Source organism: Rhodococcus sp. IEGM 1409 (genome assembly GCF_030056735.1).
Lineage (GTDB): Bacteria > Actinomycetota > Actinomycetes > Mycobacteriales > Mycobacteriaceae > Rhodococcus_F.
Genome location: NZ_JASHKN010000006.1, coordinates 160,676 through 183,577, shown reverse-complemented (window position 1 = coordinate 183,577; position 22,902 = coordinate 160,676). Strand labels below are relative to the sequence as shown.

The window sequence follows — 22,902 nt, the reverse complement described above, 5'->3', positions numbered from 1 at the left end:
CGCTATCGAGCAGGTGGCGAGAGTTCGACTACGTGCGCGTCTCTGGCGGCCAGCGGCTCTTTGCAGTGTGCGCACACAACTTGGGCGTGCAGGATTTCACCGCAACGATGCTCGACGACGGTTGGCGGTGGACCCGTCGTCGCAAAGGTGTCTCCCCATTCCATGAGCGCCATCAGGATCGGGTAGAGAGCCTTCCCTGATTCGGTGGCGACGTATTCGTAGCGCGGTGGATGTTCTTCGTACCGACGCTTGGCGAGTACGTCGGCGTCGACAAGGGTGCGCAGACGCGCCGCGAGGATGTCGCGGCTGGCTCCCGTGCCCGCGGCGATCTCGTCGAACCGTCGTTGCCCGAGGACGATTTCTCTCAGTACGAGTAGGGACCATTTCTCGCCCACGATTTCCAAGGCGTTGGCGATGGAGCAGTTACGTCCTTTTGTCGCCATCGTGTCTGGGTCCCTTGCTGGTTGGAAATATAAGTTGGGAAATCCAACTTAGCACTTGACGGTACGTATTTCGGGGCGGAAGGTGGGTCGAGAAATCCAACCGAGCAGATGAGGGATCGTCATGACGGAATTGAATCTCGAGGCAGCAAGCGGGTTTGTCAGTGCCGCCGGATTGCAACTGGACGAGGTGTCCGGCACCAAGGTTGTCGGGCACATCGATCTGTCCGAGGCACACCACACTCCGTGGGGCGTTGTGCACGGCGGCGTTTACACGACTGCCGTCGAGTCGGCCGCGAGCATCGGAGCGAGTACCGCAGTGGCGGACCGTGGCGAATTCGCCGTCGGAGTGCACAACGGAACGGATTTTCTGCGCGCCCGCACGGGTGGGCGCGTGGACGTCGTGGCTCTCCCAATTCAGCAAGGACGGGTTCAGCAGTTGTGGTCGGTGGTCATCACCGATCCGGAATCGGGCAAAGAGGTGGCGCGCGGTCAGGTGCGGTTGCAGAACGTACCGCTGCCGAAGTAGGTCAGTCCCAGATCCCCGAGTCGATGTTGAGTGAGATTCGTTTGAGCAGTGCCGTCAATTGGGCTCGTTCGCTCTCGTCCAGTCCGGTGAGTACTTGACGGTCTCGCTCGACTCGTCGGGGAAACTCTGCCTCGACCAATGCGCGACCGGCATCGGTGAGTTGAAGCAGAACCACCCGCCCGTCGTGTTCGAAACGCTGACGCTCGACAAAGCCCAGTTTGGCCAGGCGGTCGGCGTGTTTCGTGGTGGCGGCGCCGCTGACCATGGTGACGGCGGTGACCTCGCTCGCTCGCAGGGGACGGTCGCTGCGAGCGAGTGCGCTCATCACGTCGAATTCGGCTCGAGAGACTCCGCTGGATGCCAGCGCCCGGTCGAGTTGGTGAAGAGACTGCGCGTTGATGCGGGCGATCCGGCCCATCACCTCGACGGGGGCGGTGTCGAACTCGGGGTAGGCGCGCTTCCATTCGCGACGGACTTTGTCGATGAAGTCGTCTTCGGATCTGTTCGCCGCGCCCATGGCCCCATCTTAGCGACAGATTTCACATTACTTCACAAGTAATTTACTAGTGAAGTAAATGTATGCTGGATGGGTGACCCGAACCGAAACCGCAGCCAGGACGCCCAGCCGCCTCACTCATTCGAGTGAGGCCATTGCACATACCGTCTCCGGGGCGACGTGGCGAGCGGCTTTTCGCATCGGATCCGCGGACGCGACCATCGCCCCCGCGATCAGGGTCGGACTCGCCACCGCCGTGGTCCTCGTGGTCGGCGGACTGCTCGGGCATCGGGAATTGGCCGGCTTCGCGGCCTTGGGTGCGCTGTGTGCCGCATTCGGCAGGTACGAGCCGTATCCACGGTTGGCCGGCAAGCTGGCAATGGTGGGTGCTGCACTGGTGGTTTCGATTGCCTTCGGCGGCGCCATGGGTGTCGCGGGCGTTCCGATGTGGTTGCAGATCGGCATCCTGTCGTTGCTTGCCGGTGCGTCGTATTGCTTCATGTCGGGCTTCCGGATCACCGGGCCGGGGCCCGTCATCCTCGTCTTCGCGGCGACCGGTGCAGCCGGATACGCTTCCAGCGTCGATGATTTGGCGAGGTTGGTGACTGTCGGTGCGCTCGGAGTTCTGGTCGGGTGGGTAGCCGCGATGCTTCCGGCACTTGTGTTGCCGATGGGACCTGCTCGCCTGGCAGTGGCTCGTGCCGTCTCTGCCGTGGGGCGCCTCGAACAGTCCGGCAAAGACGGAGTGGACCCAGCACTCGCATCGATTGCCAACGCGCGCTTTGTCATTGCGTCGAGTGGCCGGATCAAGTCGACCGTCGATCACGGACGCGAACTGGTCGCAGTGCTCGACGAAGCAGAAGCGGCAGTTCAGGAGTGGCAGCTGCACGCCGACGCCACCCTGATTCGCAGCATCGCTCGGCACGAGAAGGAGCTTCGGAAGCTCAAGCGTTCCAGCATGATCGAACACGATCTCGCGCCGGCACAGACCCTGGCCGCACCCGAAGGCTATTTTCTCGAGGGACTGAATCGGCTGTATTCGCGCCCGGTGCGGATGAATGCTCTCCGCATCGTGGCAGCGTCGGCTCTGGCCGGTTGGCTCGCGGCGGGAGCCGGGTTGGAGCATCCACTCTGGGCGTCGATGGGTGCGATCGCAGCGATGCAGGGGCTGAACTACAAGCAGACCGTCCAGCGCGGGATTCAGCGGTTGGTGGGAAACGTCGGTGGCGCCGTCGTCGCTGCTGCTCTCATCGCGTTGACGCTCGGCTACTGGCAAGCGGTTGCCGTGGTCGTGATTCTGCAAACTGCTGCGGAGCTGCTCGTGATCAAGAACTATGCACTGACATCACTGGCCGTTACCCCGATGGCACTGCTCCTCATCGGTTTCAGCGCTCCGATCGGGACCGAAGCGGCAGTGGCTCGCGTTGCGGACACTCTCATCGGCGTGGTGATCGGTGTTGTCGTCGCAGCTGTCACGATCAGCCGCTCGGATCGCCAGCACGTCACCGTGTAACCGATACTGCCGTGTTTCCGGTACTGCCGTGTTTCCGGTACTGCTGTGTTTCCGGTACTGCTGTGTTTCCGGTACTGCGTAGGCTCCTGCAGGTGGAGGACAGCACGCCGATCGACGGCCGGAAACTGCGTTACCGGCATCGCCGCGCCGAATTGCTCGCGCAGGTAGCCGCGTACGTCACGGCGAACGGCGTCGGTGAACTGTCCATGCGGCCGTTGGCCAAGGACCTCGGGATCAGCCATGCGACGCTCATTCATCATTTCGGATCGAAAGAACAACTGCTCACGGAAGTAGTTGCAGCCCTCCGTGACAGTTCTTCACTCGACATCTCATCCGGGACTGACGTCGTCGAGATGTTGACGAGTTACTGGAGCGCGCGCACCTCAGCGGAGTCGTTGCCGAATTTTCGGTTGATGTTCGAAATCTACGGACAGGCGTTGTTGCATCCGGAGCGGTATCGCGAGTTTCTCGAACACGTGGTGGGGGACTGGTTGGGTGGTTTGGCGGATGCTGCGCTCGCGCATGGATGTCCGCCCGATCGCGCTGATCGCTACGCGACGATCGTGTTGGCGCAGGTTCGGGGGCTGACACTCGATCTGGTGACCACCGGCGACCGAGTCAGGATCGACGCGGCGTTTGCCGAATTCGCGGCCGCGATGGGCGCTCTGGTCAGCTCGTGGAAGGCGATCTGACGGTCCGATTGCAGTGACGCTTCAGGTGATCTGCTCGAACAGGGACACGATGATCCCTTCCGGCCCACGTACGTAGGCCATGCGCACGCTGTTCTCGTACTCGCCGATCCCGCCGATGAGCCCGTAACCGTCCGCTGCCACCGCGTCGACCGCCGCCTGGAGATCGCCCACCTCGAAGGAAACATTGCGCAGCCCGATCTCGTTGGCCATCGCCGTCGGCGATCCGGGCACGTGGTCGGGCGTGACGAAGGACGAGAGCTCCAGCCGTGACCCTTCGCCAGGAGGGCGCAGCATTGCGATTTCACACTTGGCTCCAGGGATACCGCAGACGGTTTCCACGAACTCACCCTCCACGGATCCGGTGCCCTCCACCTCGAGACCCAGACCGACGAAGAACGCCGTCGCTGATTCGAGGTCCGCGACGGTGATGCCGATGTGGTCGAAACGCTGTACGTGTGCCATGGACACATCCTCCTACTGTTTCTTCGTGCCGGTTCGATGCTGGGTCGGAGTCGGGGCCGGGATCTCGACGTGTACGTGTCGCAAAGCTGCAAGATTTTGCTTGACCGATCGGTTAAACAAAATCTACGATAGCGTCCAACGAGGTCGCCCATCGCCAGAACCGGAGTCGTCAGACGTGAAATTCCAGTCGAAGTCGTTCGCACGCATATCCATCGCAGCTCTCTGTGCTGCAACGATCGGCTCCGCCGTTGCTGCGCCCATCGCGTCCGCACAGGCACCGAGCGCGTCGCAAGCCACCGGCACTGTGGTGTCGAGTGAGCCGCTTCCGAAGGATCTGTGGATTCCGGGTACCGCCGACGCCAAGCGATTCACGTACTGGACCATCGGTTCCAATGGCGGGCCCGCGCTGAGCAGTGGCGCGTACTACGTCCCGGCCGGTCCGGCACCGGAAGGTGGTTGGCCCGTCATCGCCTGGGCGCACGGCACAACCGGACTCGACGATTCCTGTGCCCCTTCGCTGGTCGGTCCCGGCCTGCCCGAACGTGACTACCCGTACCTGGGACGCTGGCTCTCGGAGGGCTACGCCGTCGTCGCCACCGACTATGTCGGTCTGGGAACACCGGGACTGATGCCTTATCTCGATGGAAAGGTGGAGGCGCACAGCGTAGTCGACTCGGTCAAGGCGGCCCGGGTCATCGACCCCTCCATCTCGAATCGGTGGGCAGTGGTCGGGCAGTCGCAGGGCGGCGGCGCGGCCATCACGACGGCGCGCTACGCCACCGAATACGGTGGGGATTCTCTCGATTATCGCGGTGGCGTGGGTACCGGCGTGCCGGCCAACATCGAGTTGACGCTCCTGCCTGCCGGTCCGGGCTTCCCTCCCATCGCCCTCGGCGGCGGATTGACGTCGTACGCGCTCTACATCCTCGCGGGCTTGCGGGAAGCGCACCCCGAGATCGACTTGAATTCCTACCTGAACGACTTGGGCAGGGAAAAGGTCGACTCGGCCGAAAAGCTCTGCGCCGCAGACTTGGACGAGGCGTCCAAGGATCTGATCCTCGGTGACATCTTCTCCCGCCCGCTCAGTCAGATCCCGAACTTCCAGGGTCTGCTGAACGATTACATGGGTGTGCCGACGAGCGGATACGACCGCCCCATCTTCATCGGCCAAGGCCTACTTGACGTGGATGTCCCTGCACCGTCTGCACTTTCGCTGGTTGCAGCGTTGGTGGCCAACGGTGAACCGGTCACGTTCAAGACCTACAACACCGATCACAGCGGTGCTTTGGTCGAATCGCAGGCCGACACGATTCCGTTTGTCGCGAACCTGTTCCGATAGGCCTACCGAGAATCCAGATCATCCGAGGGGTCGCCGTCGCATAAGTGCGACAGCGACCCCTCGTCATTTCTGTGACTCTTTGATTGCGTCCGGCCGCGCCTCGAGACCGTCGAGGACACGGTCGAGTGTGATCGGAACACGGGCACTGATGGCGCGGATATCGACTGTCTCGCAGCAGGTTTACCTGTTCGACGGCACCATCCTGGAGAATGTTCGGTTAGCGAGATCGGATGCCACGGAGGCGGAGGTCCGCCAAGCGGTGAGCGATTCCCGGCTCGACGAAGTGATCGATCGTCTGCCGAGCGGTGAAGAGACGAGGGTGGGTGAAGGCGGATCACTGCTGTCCGGTGGTGAACGTCAGCGGGTCTCGATTGCGCGGGCATTTCTCAAGGACACTCCGATCGTTCTACTCGACGAAGCGACTTCTGCCCTCGACGGAGAGAACGAAGTCGCGGTCACGGAGGCGATTCACCGATTGGCCCGTGGCCGAACGGTGGTGGTGATCGCTCATCGCTTGTCGACGATCCAAGGAGCTGATCACATCGTCTATCTCGAAGATGGCAGCGTCAGGGAGGTCGGTTCCCACGAAGACCTGATCGCGCGAGGTGGAAAGTATTCGGATCTGTGGGCCGAGCGCAGTGGCGCGGCGGGATGGAGGATCGACCGAGTGCGTAAACGGTGAAGAAACCGTGTGGTTTGATCGACGAATGGACGAAGCCGCTGCAGATCCAGTGAAACCGCCGCGGAAGCGCAGGTGGCCTCGTTGGGTTGGGGGTATCGCCGTGCTCGGAGCGGTCGTCTATGCGGGCTCGATCGTCTGGATTTCCGTCGCGTCGGCGGGCCATACGTCGGACGCGGCGGACGCTCCCGAGGCGCCGGTGGTGATCGTGCTGGGCGCGCAGATCAAGGACGGCAAGCCGATGGCGTTCCTGAAGGGACGGCTGGACGCAGCCGTCGAGCTGATGGAAGCGGGGAAGGCAAAAGCGGTCCTGGTTTCCGGTGACGCGAACGGCGGCTCGGGTGACGAGATCGCAGCGATGACGAACTACCTGGTGGAGCAGGGAATCGATGAGCGTCGCATCGTCGGGGATCCGTACGGCCTCGATACCTATGACACCTGCTTTCGGGCCATACATACGTATGGTGTCACCAAAGCGTTGATCGCCACCCAGGGGTATCACGTACCTCGTGCTGTGGCGTTGTGCCGAGATGCCGGCATCGACGCAGACGGTGTGAACAGCGATTGTGGGTGCGCTACTGCGACGCTGATCAAGAACGCCGCCCGCGAGTGGGCTCTCGCCAAACCCAAGGCGGCACTCGACATGCTGTGGGGACGGGATGCAAAGGTGACGTCGCCGTCGGAGGATTCGGTCCAGACGGCGCTCTCGGTGTCCTGACGCGCTGAGAGTGCGCACAGTTTGTGTCGAGCGAACACACGCTCCGGGGAGTTGGAGCGTGTGTTCACTCGAGGTAAAGGGTGCTAGGTCGACAGTCAGATCAGTGATGCTGCGGCAAATGCTCCCAGTGCGATCAATGCTGCGCCGGTGACGCTCTGCACTCGACGGTCCACGACGCACATGATCGAGAGGAATCCCGGCATCGAGCCACCGCGCTTGGTGTGCACGATTGCCGCGAGGCTGGGTATGCAGCGGCCAAGGGAAACGACCGTGAACAGCGCCGCACCGAGAGCCGGTGAACCCGAGGCGATGACGCCGAGCGCCAAGAGGTAGTACGCACTCGACCGGATGAAGATCAGAAAACCCGGACCGATGATCGCACCGAAGATCAGTGAGACCTTCCAGGGCGCCATGGTGCGGCGCAGATAGCGCGGAAGCTGTTGGCGCCGCATCGGAGTCGGCATCTTCACTGCACCCAACTCGTGCAGCCCGTACGCAACCGCGACGACGGCCCAGACGCCCAGCGCCCAGCCGACCGGGACGTAGCCGGACACTGCCGCACCGAGAGCGCCGATCAGTGCGCCGGTGACTGCTCCCGTCGTGACAGAACCCAGTGCGTGCCAGCCGAGTCGGCGTACCGGAGTCGAGGATCCCTTTCGGTCATCTTGCTTTGGTGCGGCCACAACTCCGGCAACGGACATGCCGCAGGTCGACCAGTTGGCGGCCAGCGAGGTGACCAGTCCGGCTCCGACAACGGCAGAGGTCAAAGCTGTTGTCGCGGAGGGTACAGCCACGAGTGCGATACCGGCACCTGCTGCCGCACCTGCCGCGATGAGGCTCGCACGAGTAGCGGTGCCGACCGAGCCTCGAAGGGTTGGCCGGATGTCGGGCACATCGGTCTGGAGCGGGCCGTGTGAGAGAACGGTAGTCATCAGATCCTCCAAAATGTGTGTGGTTCAGGAAAAGTAGTGAGCCAGAGTTCGCAGCGAAAAAGGTTGAGCCAATGTCACAGCACTGTGATGACTCCGATCATGTACGGGTGCACGGAGCACGAGTATTCGTAGACGCCCGAACTGTCGAACGTGTGCCGGTATGCGCCGTCCCCGGTGATACCGCTGTCGAACAGTCCGGGCGACTCGACGTGATGCAGGAGCCCGCCGTCGTCGAAGCGCCACTCGACGGTGCCACCACGCTCTACTGTGACGTCCATCGGACTGAACTGAACGTTGCTGATCTCGACCACCACATCGGGGACGGGATCTTCTGTGCCGCAGGCTGGAACAAACATTGCGGCGACGCCGACGCCGAAGCCGGCGATCCACCTCCTCACTATTGAACGATCACGGTGCCCACCATCATCGGGTGGGGCGTGCAGTGGTAGGTGAAGGTTCCGGCGTCGTCGAACGTGTAGGAGAAGGTCCCCTCGGTGAGCAACTCGCTCTTCAGTTTCCCGTCGAGTTCACCGTTGCCGACCACATCGTGGGGGAGTCCGCTGTCGTCGAACTTCCATTCGACGGTCTGTCCCCTCTCGATGGTGACCGATGCCGGTGTGTACGCCATGTTCTTCACCTCGATCACGACGGCAGGTTCGTCCGACGACGCACCGGCATCACTACTGCAGGCGGTGAGGCTCAAGGCAGCACATGCGGCGAGGAAAGCGGGAACGAGTTTCTTCATGAGGGGTTCTCTCCATTCTTCAACTTGTCAGCGGACGTAACGCAGATTTGCCGTCATGCCTGCTTCGAAGTGGTAGGCGTTGTGGCAGTGGAACATCCACTCGCCGGGATTGTCGGCATCGAACTCGACGGCAAGCTCGGCGCCTGGTAGGACGTTGACGGTGTCGCGGCGAAGTCCGCCGTAGTCCGGTACCGCGAACGTGTGTCCGTGGGTATGCATGGGGTGCCACATAGTGGACGTGTTCTTCATCGTGATGCGAACCCGTTCGCCCTGTTTCATGACGAGCTTGCCCGCATCAGCACCGGCCATTCCCCACACGTATCGATCTCCGGCTTGGATCAACTCGATGTGGTAGTCGCGATCTGGCGACTTCGTCTCGAGCCGTGCGGATTCCGTAGGACGGAGCTCGCTTTCGGGCACCAGTCGGCCGGCCAATTCCGAAAGATTTCCGCCCACATCCGGATTCGCAAGAGCCAAGGCGTCGGTGCTGCGCAGGACGGTCGACGCATAACCGTCCCGACCCTCGACCTTCGCCACCACCGGCCACGTTCCCGACTTCACCGTGACCAGCACGTCGTAGCGCTGGGCCATACCGACGATGATGGTGTCGGCAGGAGTTGGCACCACGTCGTAGCCGTCGGTGGCGACAATCGTCATCTCGTGTCCGGCCACGGCAAACCGATACGGAGTTTCGGCTGCCGCGTTGATGATTCGTAGTCGTAGGGTCGAACCGGCTGCAGCGCTGATGACAGCAGGATCATTGGGTGGTCGCCCGTTGATCAAGTGCAGTGGATACGCGATGTGTTGGGTCATTCCGCCGAGTGCCTCGGACGAACCGTGACCGGCGCTCACCAACTGCTGTGCGGTGGACATGTCACCTTCCGAGTGTTCCGCCGGAGTTGTTGCTCCACCACCGTGTCCGCCATGCCCGCCCGAAATTGCCGGGTTCAGTGCCATCAGGACGGAATCCGGGGTGGTGCCCAATCCGTCGAGCCAGTCGTCGAGGACCAGAACGGCATCGGCGTCGGCTCCGCTGGAGTCGTTCGGGTCCTCGACGATCATGGCGCCGAACAGTCCCCTATCGGCTTGTAAGCCGCTATGTGAGTGGTACCAGTACGTTCCCGGATCCGGTGCGATGAAGTTGTAGTCGAAACCCGAACCCGCACCGATGGGGGCCTGCGTGGTGGGTGCCGCGCCGTCCATGTCGTTGCGGATTCGAACTCCATGCCAGTGCAACGTCGTTTCGGCATCGAGACCGTTCTGGACGGAGGCACTGACACGGTCTCCGGACTTCAGACGAAGCTCCGGAGCCACCGCCGCACCGCCGTACGTCCATGTGTTCACCAGACGTCCGCCGAGATCGACCGTCGAGAATCCGGCGGTCAGGGCAAACGCTGCGGTGGTTCCATTCCAGGTCCGGGCCGATTCTGCTGCAGCAACTTCGGGGTCGGTGGGCAGGATGTAGTCGAGATCGGCCGTGGACGTCGGAGTTGCTGCAGTGGAACTGCATCCGGTGATCGTGCCCACAGCGCCGAGCCCGAGTGCTCCGGCGCCGAGTGCTCCCAAACTCAGGAAGCGGCGCCGGCCCATCACCACACCGGATCCGGGACGACTCATCGGAGTACTTCTGGTGTGATCAACCCACTGACATCACCGACGTTGCCCGAGACATCGACGGAGCTGACCTGCTCACCGGTGGTCGCGTTGTACCCCACGATCTTCTGCGGTGCAGAACCTTCGACTTCCGGCCCCGTGCCGAGCACGTAGAACGTGGCGCCGTCGACGGAGAAGGTCATGCTCTTGATGTCCGTCAGGCCGAGGTCTGCGAGCGTCAAGCTTTTCACCGGGGCGTAGGTCGCGGCGTCGGACAGGTCGATCTTGACGAGCGAGCCTCCCCGAGCAGAGTCCGGATGAATGGCGGTGTCCGTGTAGGCGATTGCGAGTCGGGATGCGTCGGCGTTGACGACGTTCTCCGAGAATCGACCGGAATCCTGCCCGGCGTTCCCGATCGGTTTGACAACTTCCTGAGGCAGTCCGTTGGAGAAGTCGAAAACGTAGACATCGCCGTTCTCGCTGACCAGCAACGCTTTTTGCGCTTCCGATGCCCACGTGACCTTGCGCGTGGAGACAAAATCTTCGGGTAGGACCTTGCTTCGGGCGGTTTCCTTCGGGACGCCGTCGTCCCCGATCGTGACGTGCAGCAGTTCTCGGGTGTCCTCACAGACGCTGTACAACTCGTGCTCGACCATCCACGTGAACGGGCCGCAGCCGACTATCTGAAGAGCACCGGTCGCTTCCTTCTTCTCGAGGTCGACCACCCGGATGCCGTACAACCCGTCATCCCAGGTGACAAAGAACTTGCCGTCGGAGGTCACGGCGTTGGAGCCGAGTCGGGAATGTACGCGCGCGACGTCCGGAAGAGTGACCTCGGCGGGTTCCAGCAGGTTGCCGGAGTAGGTGCTGACCGTGAAATCTGCGGCGCCGCGGGAACCTCGGGGACGCCACACCTCGGCCGCGAGCACCGCAGGGTCCTCGGGAGAATCCCCGACAAATCCGTGAATGACCGGATCCCAGATTCCCGGACCGACGGTAATTCGACTTTCGGCCATACCGGTTTTCGGATCGATCACATTGACACTGAGCTCGAGCTGGCCGAATCCACCCTCGACGCCCAGTAGGCGGTCAGCTGCGATCGGCGTGATCGAACCGACGTGCAGTGGTTCGGGAATGGTATCGCCGATTTCCTGGTCGTCGTGCCTGAGTGAGATCCCCTCGCCCGGGGCAGTGAACGGAACTGTCGGATAGGTGACATCGCCTGCGCTGGAGGGTTCGTCGTTGTCGGACGAACTGCATCCGGCCAGCGCGAGTACGACGGTGAGTGGAATGATCGCAACGGCTGGGCGTGCCAGTTTTCGGGTTCGCGAACTGCTCATGATCCGGCACCGACCTTGGGGCGCTCGGCCGGTCGAGTCTGGCAGTCCTCACCGATGATGGGCGCCATCGTGCAGGTGTACGCCTGAGACTCGTCGGAGACACACCAGATGATTTCCTGGTCGTAGCTTCCGGAGACAGGGTTGTACATCACTGCCTGCATGTCCGGTTCGCCGCAGAATGCGTTGGAACACGAAGGCGCGCCGCAGCAGTCGTAGTAGGCGATCAGATAGGTCTTACCGGTATCAGGATTGGTACAGCATCCGACCCAGAACTCTGCGCCGGGCTTGCTGCCGGGCGCACAGGTGGTGACACCGCCGCCGTTGCATGCGGCACAGGATGTTCCGTCCATGTTGCACCAGCGCCAGTACTCGCACTCGGCTGGATCCTTGCCGTCGTAGACGGGGACAAGGGGCTCGGGCCCCGGCGCGGGCGCAGGAACTTCGGGCTCTTGAGCGAAGGCGCTGCGAGTCACGGGAAGCGTGCTGATCAGTGCGACTCCTGACACACCCATGGTCCACTTGCCGATCCGACTGATCATCGACCGCCGCGAAACTCGCTCGGAGAGTTTGCGCCCTGTTCGACTGGTGAGCGAACCGCCCTGGCCCGCCATCCATTCGGCCTGGGCCTGAACTGTCGCCTCGTCGACGGGATATCGATTCTCCGTCATGTTGTGCTGTGGGAATTCATTGTCGTCCAACGATTTTCTCCTGATTCGTGAAGAGGATCGAACTGTGCAGGATGATCAGGCCGCGCTGCCGGATTTCGCCTGGGCATGAAGGTGCTGGAGTGAGGGTGTGCCGGATTCGAGCGCATTGAGCAGGCTCTCCACTTGAGCCATGTGATTGCACAGACCCTTTCCTCGGATCTTGCCGTGCTCGTCGAGAATCACTCCGTAGGGAGTGGTACCCACCTGGTATGCGATGCCGACGTCTCGGGCGTCGATGTAACTGAGCTCGGAACCGATCCCGCTACCGGCCAGAAACTCGCGGTGCTCTTCGGGTGTTCCGTCGGAGATGATCACCACGTCGAGGTCGGATTCGGCTCGCGCCATTGCCCTTACACCGGGAAGCAGGCTCTTGCAGGTCGAGCAACTCGGTGCCGTGAACAGCAGGAGCTGGGGCTTGTCGCGGTGACCGCCGACCCCGACGGTTCGTCCCTCCTGGTCGATCAGACCGGCAAACGACGGGCCGCTTTGTTCGACCTTGGGCCCGGTATCCATCATGCGGGCGCCGAGGGGGCCGAGACGTACTTGTACGCGACCGATTTCACGAGCCAGGGCAAGAACCATCAAGAAGAGTACTGCTACCGCGATCACCAGGATCACGGTCGCAACGAGTAGGAAAGTGGTCATCGTAGTAGTCCTGCCTTCGAGTTTTCGGGGCTGTGGATATGTTTCACGAGCCGTACCGAGATGCGGTTTCGGCGGTACGGAGTCGGATGGACGCGCTCGACAGGTAGTCGTCGACGGGGCGTCGTCCGAGGTGGACGACCGAACGAATCTGTGCGAGAGCAACTCCAACCAGAACGAGGAGGAATCCGAAGGTTGCCGCCACGATCTGGACGCCGATCTCGGCGTGGTTGGGAGCGACCGACGCGGCCACGGATATCGCCGCAAGTGTTCCGGCGCGAACGGCGTGGAACCACCCGATATGCGGAATCTTGCCGACTCCGAATGCAAAACAACCGCAGTCGAGATCGCGTCGGCCGCGTAGGAGATTGATCGTGAGGCCTGTGAAGAACGACGCGAACATCACGGCAGCGGCCAAGGCCGCGAGTCGATGGGCAACGCCGAGAACCAGGAGGACACCCACGACGGTTTCCGCGACGGGAAGGGCGCGAGCGATCGGAACTTCGAGTCGCGCCGGCAGCACCTTGTAACCGCGAACGGAACTGAGTACCCCGTCGTGGTCGTTCAGCTTGGGAATGCCGGCGAGCAGTAGAACAAATCCGATTATCGCCGCAGTGGTGGCGCTGACGAAGTCCATGCTTCCTCCATTCTGTTCGGCAGGGCCGGTGGTGTGTTGGACACATCCTGTACGGGCCGTGCTGCGAACCCGCGTCGACCGCGCTACGCCTGGACGAGGTGCAACTGAGAGAGCAGTTCTCGGTTGAGAATCGGTGAACCCGCAGGTGGATGAGCTGTCCGCCGAGGCGTGATACCACCGGCCGCCACTGATCCGGCATGACGCTGGGAGGGAAACAAGATCGGATTCTCACTTGACAGTCCTGTGCGCGCCATCGTGGAAACTGCGCCGAAACATAAGCGGACTAACTTGACCGAATTCTGACAATTCGCTCGTAGGTTCGGGCCCGGACACGACGGACGGTGAGACATGGCCGTGAGTGCGGCACTGCGTGCAGCGATCACGCGAGCGCAGGATGCGGATCAACACAGTGAGCCCGTGTTCTCCCCGCTCCGCGGTCTCGGACGGGGACGTCTGACCCCGATCGACCTGTTGGGGCAATCGCTCTCCACGATCGCGCCGGCAACAGGAATGGTGTTCATCGCCCTGTGGATGATCACCTACAGTCCCGGCTACGTCGGGTTGGCTGCGATTGCAGCGACAACATCGGCGGTGTTTCTCGTTGCGTTTTGCATCACTCAGTTCACGCGGAGACTGGCCGCAGCAGGATCGTTGTACAGTTTCGTCTTCCAGGGCTCCGGTATCCGGGCGACACTGACGGCGGGCGCCGCCTTGGTGCTCGGCTACCTCGGAATCTCGGTATCGGTTTTCTCCCAGGCGGTTCCGAGTCTGCTGGATACCGTCGCCATTGTCGGACCCGACGTTCGAGGGACCGCGGCGACGGTGATCACGACGGTGGCGATTGCTCTGGCCGTCGCGTGGATTGCAGTGCGAGGCGTCCGGTTCGCTACCCGAGCGATCCTCGTTGTCGAAGCGTGCTCGCTGATTCTGATGGTAGTGGTCATGCTCGCGACGCAAACTAGCGCGACAACTGCTGTTGCCCTGCCGAATCCGTCGCTGAGCGCTGTGCCGTTTCTCGCCATGCTGACCGTACTCAGCATGGCGGGCTTCGAGAGCTCGGCGTTCTTCGGTCCGGAAGCAAAACGACCACTCATCAGTGTCACGCGCACGGTCCTCATTTCGCCGATCATCTGCGGGGTTCTCTTCGTTTTTGCGGCCTGGGCGGCGATGACCGGTCACGGCGCAACGATCGTCGGAGCGTACTTCGAAGGAACGGCATCCGGAGCTAGCGCGGAAGTGGTTCTGGCAGTCAAGATCGGAATGACGTGTTCCTGGTTCGCATCGACCCTCGGTTGTGCGCAGGCGGGCTCGCGGTTGCTGTACTCGATGGGGATCGAACGGGTACTGCCGTCGCCGCTCGCTCGCGTGCACAGACGATTTCGTACCCCGTACGTTGCGGTACTTGCCTTTGTCGCGGCAAGCGCGATCGGAGTATTCGTCTACTCCGATACGGTTCGCGACGATTCCGGATCCTTCGACGGCGTAGTCGAGACAGCGTTGGTCTGCGCCTACACCCTGGTGGCCTTTGCTTCGTGGAAGTTCTTGCGCCGAATCGGGGAACACACGTCGATGACCCGAATATGCACTGTGTCCGTGGGCGCTGCCGGGGCGAGCCTACTGGTCTACATCGTGCTCGACGCCGCGGTACACGGGATGTGGGCCCTGCCGATCGCCGCCCTTGTTGTCGCTGCGTCGGGGACCGTGTGGAGCGCGTTGCTTCGAAGAGCCAGACCTGAGAGCCTTCTGATGGTGGGCGCCTTCGACAGCGTCGAGACGGCGGACCTGTTGCCCGGTGCCGGCACACTGCTGATCGACGGCGACGGGCGAAGACGACTTGTCCCGGATCGTGATACCGCTGAAGGTAACTCCCCGGAGCCTGGGTGGTGACCGCAGACCGTGCAACCGCTGGTCCACGATCAGGCAAACGGATCGGCGAAGAGACCCACTTCAGTGGGCAACAACCGCGTGCGGTTCAGAAAGCACTCGGGATGCTCGAGGCTGTAGCTCACTTGGGGCCGGGAACGACTGCGAAGGAGATCGCCACGTTTGCAGGCGTCCCTTCGGCCACGGCGTATCGCATGCTCAATCTGCTGGTGGCCGAGGGCTTTCTGGTGCGGGTGCCAGACCTGTCCGGGTTTGCGCTAGGGCGTCGAACTGCCGAGCTCTCACACGCGGCGTCGGCGAGCGGTCCGGCGCCGACTCTGCACGAGCGCGTCGAAGATATGCGGACACACACGAGGTTCGGATTGCACGTCGCATCCTTCACCGGTGGGCGCTTGCGTTTTGTCGACAAGGATCCCGACCACGAGATCATCGGAATCGCCGCGCTGTCGAAGAACCTTCACGCGAATGCGCTGGGGAAGGTGTTGTTGGCGCATGACGAGCTGTTGCTTCCGGGCTTGGAACTGCGCCGGGTCACGGCGTTCACGATCGGTGACTTCGATGTTTTGTCTGAACAGCTGAGGTCTGTTCGCCTGCAAGGATTTGCGTTCGAGAACCAGGAGTGCCGCCTGGGTCGATCCGCATTGGCGGTACCGGTTCGGGATCACGCGGACTTGGTGGCAGGTGGGTTGTGTGTTCAGGGAGCGAGTGGGCGAGTGACGGAAGACGATCGAGAGTTGGTCGGCTTCCTCCTCGATTGTGCGCGCCAGCTCACCGGATTGCTCTGACGTCACACACGCAGGCTCAGGGGGAGCCCGGCTGTCATCAGAACCACGGACTCCGATGCGCTGGCGATGCGGCTGTTCAACAGACCGAGTAGATCACGGAACAACCTCCCGGACTTCGTGTCCGGGACCACACCGCTTCCGACTTCGTTGGTGACGGCGACAATCGGTACCGGACAGTCGGCCCAGGCGTCGGCCAAGACGTCGATATCTGCGTGGACGCCGCTGAGATCTCCTGTGGTCCACGCCTGATGTCGGTCCAGGCGTGCGGTCAACCACGTGCCGAGGCAGTCGATCAGGATCGGTGTTGTTGCGCCTGCCAGAATTTCGGCCACCTCGGAGGTCTCGAGTGTCGTCCACGTCGACGGCCTCCGCGCGCGATGCGACGCAATTCGTTCGATCCAGTCGGGATCGTCGTCTTGCGGATCCCCGGTGGCGATGTACGTGACGTGCCGGTACCCGGCAAGTAGGCCCTCCGCGTAGGTGGACTTGCCCGAGCGGGCGCCACCGGTGATAAGAGTTCGATGGCTCTGTCCTACCCCGATCTCGAGCACAGTCCCATCCGGAACCGCTCGCGCCCCGGACACGCGAAGTGCTTCTGAGAGTTCGTTTTCGACTGGGTTGTGGTGTCCGAGGTGTACGGCGACAACGTCGGTTCGGTCGGTGATTGCCGTGCAGTTACGTAGTCGCGACACCGTCTCTGCGAAACTCGGCAGATCGTGGTGCCCGGTGCCGTGATCAGTTTTGTGACCGAAGGTCTCTTCGAGGAAGACGGCGCCGAAACGCGCGTCGGCAAGGGCGTCGAAGGTTGCTTCGGGCAGTGGCCCGGTGTCGGTGGCCCAGAAGATTCGGGTTCCGGATGCGTCGGTGATGTCGTAGAGAAGGGTGGGTACTTCGTGCGCGGCTTCGAATGTTCGAACACGATAGGTGCCCAACATGATCGCCTGACCAGCCTCGAGTGGCGTGAAGGTCACCGGATCACCCGGGCCTACCCAGTCTCGGCAGAGCTCAATGGCGTCCGGTGGTCCGAGAACCTGTAGTGGTTCGGTACGAGATGCCCACGACCGAAACAGCAATGCCATCGGGCCCAGATGGTCGGGATGAGAATGCGTGAGCAGAATGTGTTGAACGTGCGCCAATGTGCGGCCGAATCGCGACGCGGCACGCGGTACTTCCGGCCCACAGTCCAACAGGATTCGGTTGTCCAGCAAGGCAGCGGTGTGTCCGCGAATGGTTCCATTCGACAATGCCGCCAGGCAAGAAGGGCAGGTACAGAAAGGGTTCGGCCAACCGTCGGCAGCGCCGGTGCCGAGGATCACCAGTTCCATCAGCGGGTGCCTTCCTGCCGAATCGGAACAACTATGGGACCACTGGGCCGGTCCAGGATTTCGACCCGTGCGCCGTACACACGGCCGAGGAGGTCTGCTTGCAGTACCGCTGCGGGTGTGCCGTCGGCAACGACGCTACCTTTGTCCAGCAACACGATTCGCCGACCGTATTGCCCTGCGAGAGTGAGGTCGTGCATCGCTGCGATGACAGTGATGTTGTCGGCTTCTCGCAGTTCCTCCACCAAGTCGAGAACCTGCTGCTGGTGACCGATGTCGAGGGCGCTGGTGGGCTCGTCCAGGAGCAGTACCTGCGGTTCTTGAGCCAGTGCCCGAGCCAGGACCACGCGTTGCAATTCGCCGCCGGAAAGTTCGGTGGCCCGTCGATCTGCGAACTCGGTGAGGTCGAGCCTTTCGATCACCGAGGAAATCACCGAACGGTCTGTGGCGGTTTCGGTTCCGAAGCGTCGTAGATACGGAGTACGGCCGAGCGCCACCAGTTCGGCAACCGTCGCGCCCTCGGGTACCACCGGGCGCTGCGGCATCAGTGCGACTACGGCTGACATGGCCTTGCGGCTGGAATTGCGTGGACTGAGTCCCCCGACGCTGAGCTCACCTCTGGACGCAATCAATCCGGCGAGGGCATGCATCAAGGTCGTCTTGCCGGCGCCGTTCGGCCCGACCACGGCAACCCAATCGCCCGGTGTCACATCGAGATCGATGCCGTCGACGACGTCCTTGCCGCCGAGGTCGACTCGGAGGCCGCGGCACCGGACTGCGCTGTCGGTCATGCCGAAACCCGACTACGGCGCAGAACCAGAAGGAAGAACGGAGCGCCGATCATCGCGGTCACAACCCCGATGGGGAGTTCGGCCGGCGCCATGACCGTGCGGGCGGCGACGTCGGTGAGGACGAGAAACGCCGCACCCAGCATGAGCGACAGGGGGAGAAGTAACCGATGCGACGGGCCGACTACCAGTCGAACCGCATGGGGAACAACGATTCCGACAAAGCCGATGAGTCCACTTGCACTCACGACTGCGGCCGTTCCCAGAGTTGCGGCGAGCACCAATACCAGGCGGGATCTGGCCGGGTCGACGCCGAGGCTGGCCGCTTCGACGTCACCGACTGCCATCACGTCGAGTACGCGCCGGTGTACCAGGATGACGGCGGATGCCAGCGCGACATACGGCAGGACAACCAGAACTTCCGACCAACCGTCGGTGGACAGTCCGCCGAGCAGCCAGGAGTAGACCTCGCGCAGTGAATCGTCGAACCGCTGCTGAACAAATGTCTGCGCTGCATTCGTGAACGCCGCGACAGCGACACCGGCGAGGATGATGACTACCGCGTTCTGCGGCCCGCCAATGCTTCGGCCGAGCGTATAGGTGGCGAACACCGCCAGCACGCCACCGACGAAGGCGGCCATGGGAATTCCGAACATGCCCAGTGCTCCGCCCGAAACGATGGCGAGGGTTGCGCCCAGTCCTGCTCCGCTCGAAACGCCGAGCAGATACGGATCCGCCAAGGGATTTCGGAACACGCCCTGGTAAGCAGCGCCGGCCACGGCCAACATTGCTCCGACCAACGCGCCCAGGACTACTCGCGGAAGCCGGATTTGCCAGAGAATCGCCTGCTGGGTTGCGGTGAGACCGGAATCGATGTGGATGCCGGGTATTCCGTCCAGCAGTTCGAGAATGGTCCGATCAGGTGTCAATCCAGCCGGCCCCACCAGAACGCCGATCAGTAAGGCAGCGCACAGAATCAGTGCGGCGCCGAACAGAACGGCCGTCCGATGGTGGGAGATACCGGCTTTGATCATCGAGTACTCAGGCCGCGGGAACTTGGGCCACGATGGCCGCGACGGCCTTCACCTGATCCGCGACACGGGGCCCCCACCGGCTCGAGAGGTCCTCGTCGAGTACATGAATCTGGTTGCCGGTGACAGCTTTCATGCCGCTCCAACCAGGACGAGCGGCGACGGATTCTGCTGTCACTCCGCAGCATTGGGAGTCTGCCAGAAAGATGAGATCGGGATTGGCCTGCACCACGAATTCGGCGGACAGCTGCGGATAGTCACCCTGCCCCGCGGCGTCGGCGATGCTCTTCATGCCGAACAGCGAGTAGATCTGCCCGACGAAGCTGGAACTCGTGACGGTGTAGAGCGAGGAGTCGAGTTCGTGGAAGTACGTCAGCGGCTGTTGGCGCGCAGGAACACTGGCGACAGCGGCGTCGATGTCCGAGCGCATTGTGTCGACAACTTCGGTGCCCTTGTCCTCGTGGCCGGTGGCTTTCGCGACGCGCTCGATCTGGGCGTAGACGTCGACGATGCTCGTCGCTGCCGGTAACAGGAGCGTCGGCACCTTCGCCTTTTGCAGTCCGGAGACAAGATCGTTCATGTCGTCCGAAGCGATCACCAGATCCGGTGCGTAACCGAGGATGGCTTCGACGTTCGGTTGAAAGCCCGAGAGATCGGTGACCGGGATGCCGGCCGGGTAGTCGGACTGATTGTCGACGGCCTTCACCTGATCGCCCGCGCCGACGGCCCACAGGGTCTCGGTGGCGCTGGGACTGAGTGACACGATCGACTGCGGACGTGACTCGATGGTGATGTCCGTGCCGGAATCCGTCGGACCGGAAACAACAGTCACCGGGAACGAGTCGTCCGAGGCAGCTGTCGTTGTGGGTGCGTCGGACGTGGAGCTACTGCAGGCACCGGCAAGCAGTGCGGTACTCACCGTCAGCGCTGCAAGTACGGATCTGAATCTACGTGTCGGCCGACTACTCACAGCCACCCCTCCGCTAGTGGACGAGGGTCGCGAGCAGCGCGGCCGCGAGGCGAAGCGCCACGAGCGGTCCTTCGTCCGAGAACCATCGTGTCGCCACGAGGCCGGTGACCTGACTCGTTCGCCTCGGGTAGTGACGGGCGAATTCACAGTTGCGTCGACAGTGCCGGGGTTTCACCGAACTTCACACGAGCAGCGTGGCACCCCGGCGAACCGGGGCATCTGCACTTTACAGGGGCCGTCGGGCTTGACCCGGGAGGTCAAGGCAGGGTAAATATCTATTCCACTAATGAACTAGTGAAAGGGTTCGGATGATCGACTTCCGTATCGACCGCCGATCCGGCATTCCCACATACGTGCAATTGGTCCTTCAGGTGAAGCAGGCGCTCAGGCTCGGTGATCTCCAAGTCGGGGATCGGCTGCCCACAGCCAAGGACGTCGTGGGAGCGCTCGCGATCAACCCGAACACAGTCCTGAAGGCCTACAAGGAACTCGAGCGCGACGGACTTGTTGCTCCGCGGCCTGGATTGGGCACGTTCGTCGTCAAGTCCCTGGCCAAGCCCGGTATGGCGGAAAGCTCTGCGCTACGTCGCGAGTTGGCCCGCTGGGTTGCAGATGCCGTGGCCGCTGGACTCGAGCGGACGGACATCGAAGCACTGGTGAGTTTGGAACTCGAGAAGACGTTCATCGAATCGGATCCGTCCGGAAAGCAGGGGGAGACATCATGACTGAGCAAGAATCGGCACTGACGATGCAGGACGTGGACAAGCGCTTCGGCAAGAAGAAGGTGCTCGACGCCTGCACTTTCGAGGTGGCCACCGGAAGCATCACTGCCCTCGTCGGGGTGAACGGCGCTGGTAAGTCCACGCTGATGTCCTTGGCGGTCGGGTTGACGATGCCTGACCACGGTTCGATCTCGGTCCTCGGCAGCACGCCGGATCAGGATGGCATCTGCCCAGGCCTGTCGTACCTCGCTCAACATAAGCCGCTGTACCCCAAATTCACTGTTGCAGAACTTCTTCGATTCGGCGCATACACCAACGACGAGTGGGATGCGAAGTACGCTCTGGATCTGGTGGAGCGCGCTGGGATTGCTCTCGATGCAAAGGCGAAGACGCTGTCACCAGGCCAACGAACCAGGGTTGCACTGGCTTTGGCACTCGGACGCAGACCGCAGTTGCTTCTACTCGACGAGCCTCTGGCGGATCTCGATCCGGTGGCACGTCGGTCCGTGGCGACGACACTGCTCGAGGACGTTGCCGAGTACGGCACGACGGTTCTGTTGTCGTCCCACATCGTCTCCGAACTGGCGGATGTCTCGGATCGACTACTTCTCCTGGGCGGTGGAAATGCGAGATTGTCCGGTCCGTTGGATGAATTGATTGCTGCCCATTACGTATTGATCGGGGACGGCGATCCTTCGGACGTGGTCGGCGCCGGTGCGGTCATTCATACCGACAAGGGGATGCGGTCGAATTCTCATGTGGTGGAGGGAATCCGTCCGAGCCCTCGGGCAGGCTGGGTGATCGACGACGCAACTCTCGACGACGTGGTGCTCGGGCACCTGAGCGCAGAAACGATGGTGGCGGCATGATCTGGGTTACGTGGCGGCATCACCGCACATCGCTCATTGTGTCATTGGGATTCATCGCAGTACTCGCAGTCATTGTCTTGTCGAGTGGTGCGATCATCAAGAGCAGCGGACAAACCCAACTCTTCGGATCGCCACTCAGTTGCTTCGATGACATCACCGCGATCTGCACGGCAGAGACTGCTCTCACCCTGACGACAGTGGTTGCGACGGCTCTGCCGGTGTTCCTCGGCGTGTTGATCGGTGTCACCGTGTTTTCGCGGGATATCGAACAAGGAACACACGTATTGGGGCTTACCCAATCGGTCAGTCGGACCCGTTGGTTCTGGACCCGGGTGTTGATTGTCTTCCTACCGATTTCTGTGGCTTCGGCATTGCTCGGATTTGCATTGCAATGGGCTCGATCTCTCCCGGACAACTCCCGGTATGCATTTGTTGCTGGGCGTTCGACTTTCGTCGAGATGTCGAACCTGTCGTATCCGCTCTTTCAATCCAGCGGACTGGTCTTGGGTGCGTACACATTCATGGCGCTCATGCTCGGAGCGGCACTGGCTTTGCTGGTGCGTAGTTCGATCGGCGCAATGGCTATCACGATGGTCGGTGTTGTTGCGATCCTGGCAGCATTTCAGTTGGTTGCACGACCCGATTACGCCGAGCCGAGTGTCCGAACATCACCCATTGCCGGATCCAGTTCCTACTATTCGAGCGATGACAGAGTCCTCGCGGTCAATTGGGAACTCTCGCAGGGATATGTCGACCTCCGAGGTAACTGGGTCGACATCAGATACGACGAGTGCACGTGGGGTGGATCCGGCGGTGAAAACCCGTACGATCAGCGCCCGGAGGAGACTGGTGCCGAATACAGCCTCCGCATGGATGTGCTGTCAGAGCAGCAGAACAGAGAGATGGAGATCTGTTTGCGGGAACACGGCGTCGATCACTACGAAGTTCGCTACCACTCAGCTGATCGGTTCTGGCGTTTCCAGTTCACGGAAGCTGCACTCGTCCTGATTCTTTCGGGCTTGTTCCTCGTGCCGGCGCTCAGGGGTCTACGACGCCTCAAGCCGTGA

The 22,902-nt window shown here is 62.1% G+C and carries 26 protein-coding genes; 11 read left to right on the top strand and 15 right to left on the bottom strand.

What is annotated here, in order from left to right; translation table 11 throughout:
* Positions 1 to 2 precede the first annotated feature (2 nt).
* Complete coding sequence (locus QM716_RS17750; protein WP_283305329.1) at positions 3 to 443, bottom strand: winged helix-turn-helix transcriptional regulator; 441 nt, start codon at positions 441 to 443, stop codon at positions 3 to 5.
* A gap of 121 nt (positions 444 to 564) precedes the next feature.
* On the opposite strand from QM716_RS17750, the gene QM716_RS17745 reads away from it, so the two are divergent.
* Positions 565 to 969, top strand: coding sequence for a PaaI family thioesterase (locus tag QM716_RS17745; protein ID WP_069145498.1), 405 nt, complete (start codon positions 565 to 567; stop codon positions 967 to 969).
* Between the two features lies 1 nt (position 970).
* On the opposite strand, the gene QM716_RS17740 is transcribed toward QM716_RS17745, so the two are convergent.
* Positions 971 to 1,486: a MarR family winged helix-turn-helix transcriptional regulator gene (locus QM716_RS17740; protein WP_283305328.1), complete on the bottom strand. Its 516-nt coding sequence runs from the start codon at positions 1,484 to 1,486 to the stop codon at positions 971 to 973.
* A 58-nt stretch (positions 1,487 to 1,544) separates the two neighbouring features.
* Between QM716_RS17740 and QM716_RS17735 the strand changes: the two genes are divergently transcribed.
* Both QM716_RS17735 and QM716_RS17730 read left to right on the top strand, forming a co-directional pair.
* Entirely contained in the window at positions 1,545 to 2,978 is a 1,434-nt protein-coding gene (locus QM716_RS17735; protein WP_283305327.1) for an FUSC family protein, read from the top strand.
* Between the two features lie 92 nt (positions 2,979 to 3,070).
* Positions 3,071 to 3,670 carry a TetR/AcrR family transcriptional regulator gene (locus tag QM716_RS17730; RefSeq protein ID WP_283305326.1) on the top strand — a complete coding sequence of 200 codons (600 nt, stop codon included), beginning with the start codon at positions 3,071 to 3,073 and terminating at the stop codon, positions 3,668 to 3,670.
* 21 nt (positions 3,671 to 3,691) lie between these two features.
* On the opposite strand, the gene QM716_RS17725 is transcribed toward QM716_RS17730, so the two are convergent.
* Entirely contained in the window at positions 3,692 to 4,132 is a 441-nt protein-coding gene (locus QM716_RS17725) for a VOC family protein (RefSeq protein ID WP_283305325.1), read from the bottom strand.
* A gap of 175 nt (positions 4,133 to 4,307) precedes the next feature.
* On the opposite strand from QM716_RS17725, the gene QM716_RS17720 reads away from it, so the two are divergent.
* The 3 genes from QM716_RS17720 (at position 4,308) to QM716_RS17710 (ending at position 6,868) form a co-directional block, all read left to right on the top strand.
* Positions 4,308 to 5,471 (top strand): alpha/beta hydrolase family protein, encoded by a 1,164-nt coding sequence (locus tag QM716_RS17720; RefSeq protein WP_283305324.1) that lies wholly within the window; start codon positions 4,308 to 4,310, stop codon positions 5,469 to 5,471.
* Positions 5,472 to 5,598: 127 nt separating this feature from the next.
* Positions 5,599 to 6,153, top strand: a complete 555-nt coding sequence (locus QM716_RS17715; protein WP_283305323.1) for an ATP-binding cassette domain-containing protein — start codon at positions 5,599 to 5,601, stop codon at positions 6,151 to 6,153.
* 25 nt (positions 6,154 to 6,178) lie between these two features.
* Positions 6,179 to 6,868 (top strand): SanA/YdcF family protein, encoded by a 690-nt coding sequence (locus tag QM716_RS17710; RefSeq protein ID WP_283305322.1) that lies wholly within the window; start codon positions 6,179 to 6,181, stop codon positions 6,866 to 6,868.
* A gap of 95 nt (positions 6,869 to 6,963) precedes the next feature.
* Here the strand turns inward: QM716_RS17710 and QM716_RS17705 are convergent, their stop codons facing one another.
* The 8 genes from QM716_RS17705 to QM716_RS17670 form a co-directional block, all read right to left on the bottom strand.
* Complete coding sequence (locus tag QM716_RS17705; protein ID WP_283305321.1) at positions 6,964 to 7,800, bottom strand: methylamine utilization protein; 837 nt, start codon at positions 7,798 to 7,800, stop codon at positions 6,964 to 6,966.
* Between the two features lie 74 nt (positions 7,801 to 7,874).
* The gene (locus QM716_RS17700; RefSeq protein ID WP_283305320.1) at positions 7,875 to 8,198 is read right to left on the bottom strand and encodes a cupredoxin domain-containing protein; all 324 of its coding nucleotides are present in this window, start codon (positions 8,196 to 8,198) and stop codon (positions 7,875 to 7,877) included.
* On the bottom strand, positions 8,198 to 8,545 hold the full coding sequence (locus QM716_RS17695; RefSeq protein WP_283305319.1) for a plastocyanin/azurin family copper-binding protein: 348 nt from the start codon (positions 8,543 to 8,545) through the stop codon (positions 8,198 to 8,200). Before QM716_RS17695 ends, QM716_RS17700 begins: the two co-directional genes overlap by 1 nt.
* Positions 8,546 to 8,572: 27 nt before the next feature.
* Positions 8,573 to 10,162 (bottom strand): multicopper oxidase family protein, encoded by a 1,590-nt coding sequence (locus QM716_RS17690; RefSeq protein WP_283305318.1) that lies wholly within the window; start codon positions 10,160 to 10,162, stop codon positions 8,573 to 8,575.
* Positions 10,159 to 11,478: a hypothetical protein gene (locus QM716_RS17685; protein WP_283305317.1), complete on the bottom strand. Its 1,320-nt coding sequence runs from the start codon at positions 11,476 to 11,478 to the stop codon at positions 10,159 to 10,161. The genes QM716_RS17690 and QM716_RS17685 overlap by 4 nt, the downstream gene beginning before the upstream one ends.
* Positions 11,475 to 12,146 (bottom strand): methylamine dehydrogenase light chain, encoded by a 672-nt coding sequence (locus tag QM716_RS17680; RefSeq protein ID WP_029256402.1) that lies wholly within the window; start codon positions 12,144 to 12,146, stop codon positions 11,475 to 11,477. Before QM716_RS17680 ends, QM716_RS17685 begins: the two co-directional genes overlap by 4 nt.
* A gap of 75 nt (positions 12,147 to 12,221) precedes the next feature.
* Positions 12,222 to 12,830: a redoxin domain-containing protein gene (locus tag QM716_RS17675; RefSeq protein ID WP_283305316.1), complete on the bottom strand. Its 609-nt coding sequence runs from the start codon at positions 12,828 to 12,830 to the stop codon at positions 12,222 to 12,224.
* A 43-nt stretch (positions 12,831 to 12,873) separates the two neighbouring features.
* Positions 12,874 to 13,464 carry a MauE/DoxX family redox-associated membrane protein gene (locus QM716_RS17670; RefSeq protein ID WP_283305315.1) on the bottom strand — a complete coding sequence of 197 codons (591 nt, stop codon included), beginning with the start codon at positions 13,462 to 13,464 and terminating at the stop codon, positions 12,874 to 12,876.
* A 348-nt stretch (positions 13,465 to 13,812) separates the two neighbouring features.
* On the opposite strand from QM716_RS17670, the gene QM716_RS17665 reads away from it, so the two are divergent.
* Positions 13,813 to 15,351 carry an APC family permease gene (locus QM716_RS17665; RefSeq protein ID WP_283305314.1) on the top strand — a complete coding sequence of 513 codons (1,539 nt, stop codon included), beginning with the start codon at positions 13,813 to 13,815 and terminating at the stop codon, positions 15,349 to 15,351.
* Positions 15,348 to 16,133: an IclR family transcriptional regulator gene (locus QM716_RS17660; protein WP_283305313.1), complete on the top strand. Its 786-nt coding sequence runs from the start codon at positions 15,348 to 15,350 to the stop codon at positions 16,131 to 16,133. Before QM716_RS17665 ends, QM716_RS17660 begins: the two co-directional genes overlap by 4 nt.
* Positions 16,134 to 16,135: 2 nt before the next feature.
* On the opposite strand, the gene QM716_RS17655 is transcribed toward QM716_RS17660, so the two are convergent.
* From QM716_RS17655 to QM716_RS17640, 4 genes are read right to left on the bottom strand one after another with little or no spacing between them, the layout of a single operon-like run.
* Positions 16,136 to 17,458, bottom strand: a complete 1,323-nt coding sequence (locus QM716_RS17655; RefSeq protein ID WP_283305312.1) for a bifunctional adenosylcobinamide kinase/adenosylcobinamide-phosphate guanylyltransferase — start codon at positions 17,456 to 17,458, stop codon at positions 16,136 to 16,138.
* The gene (locus tag QM716_RS17650; protein WP_283305311.1) at positions 17,458 to 18,246 is read right to left on the bottom strand and encodes an ABC transporter ATP-binding protein; all 789 of its coding nucleotides are present in this window, start codon (positions 18,244 to 18,246) and stop codon (positions 17,458 to 17,460) included. The genes QM716_RS17655 and QM716_RS17650 overlap by 1 nt, the downstream gene beginning before the upstream one ends.
* Positions 18,243 to 19,277 carry a FecCD family ABC transporter permease gene (locus QM716_RS17645; protein WP_283305310.1) on the bottom strand — a complete coding sequence of 345 codons (1,035 nt, stop codon included), beginning with the start codon at positions 19,275 to 19,277 and terminating at the stop codon, positions 18,243 to 18,245. Before QM716_RS17645 ends, QM716_RS17650 begins: the two co-directional genes overlap by 4 nt.
* A gap of 7 nt (positions 19,278 to 19,284) precedes the next feature.
* Positions 19,285 to 20,244, bottom strand: coding sequence for an ABC transporter substrate-binding protein (locus QM716_RS17640; protein WP_283305309.1), 960 nt, complete (start codon positions 20,242 to 20,244; stop codon positions 19,285 to 19,287).
* Between the two features lie 308 nt (positions 20,245 to 20,552).
* On the opposite strand from QM716_RS17640, the gene QM716_RS17635 reads away from it, so the two are divergent.
* Genes QM716_RS17635 through QM716_RS17625 form a run of 3 tightly spaced genes read left to right on the top strand, consistent with a single transcriptional unit; the run spans position 20,553 to position 22,902 of the window.
* Complete coding sequence (locus tag QM716_RS17635; RefSeq protein ID WP_007729675.1) at positions 20,553 to 20,969, top strand: GntR family transcriptional regulator; 417 nt, start codon at positions 20,553 to 20,555, stop codon at positions 20,967 to 20,969.
* Complete coding sequence (locus QM716_RS17630) at positions 20,966 to 21,835, top strand: ABC transporter ATP-binding protein (protein WP_230817556.1); 870 nt, start codon at positions 20,966 to 20,968, stop codon at positions 21,833 to 21,835. Before QM716_RS17635 ends, QM716_RS17630 begins: the two co-directional genes overlap by 4 nt.
* Positions 21,832 to 22,902 (top strand): ABC-2 membrane transporter-related protein, encoded by a 1,071-nt coding sequence (locus QM716_RS17625; protein WP_283305308.1) that lies wholly within the window; start codon positions 21,832 to 21,834, stop codon positions 22,900 to 22,902. Before QM716_RS17630 ends, QM716_RS17625 begins: the two co-directional genes overlap by 4 nt.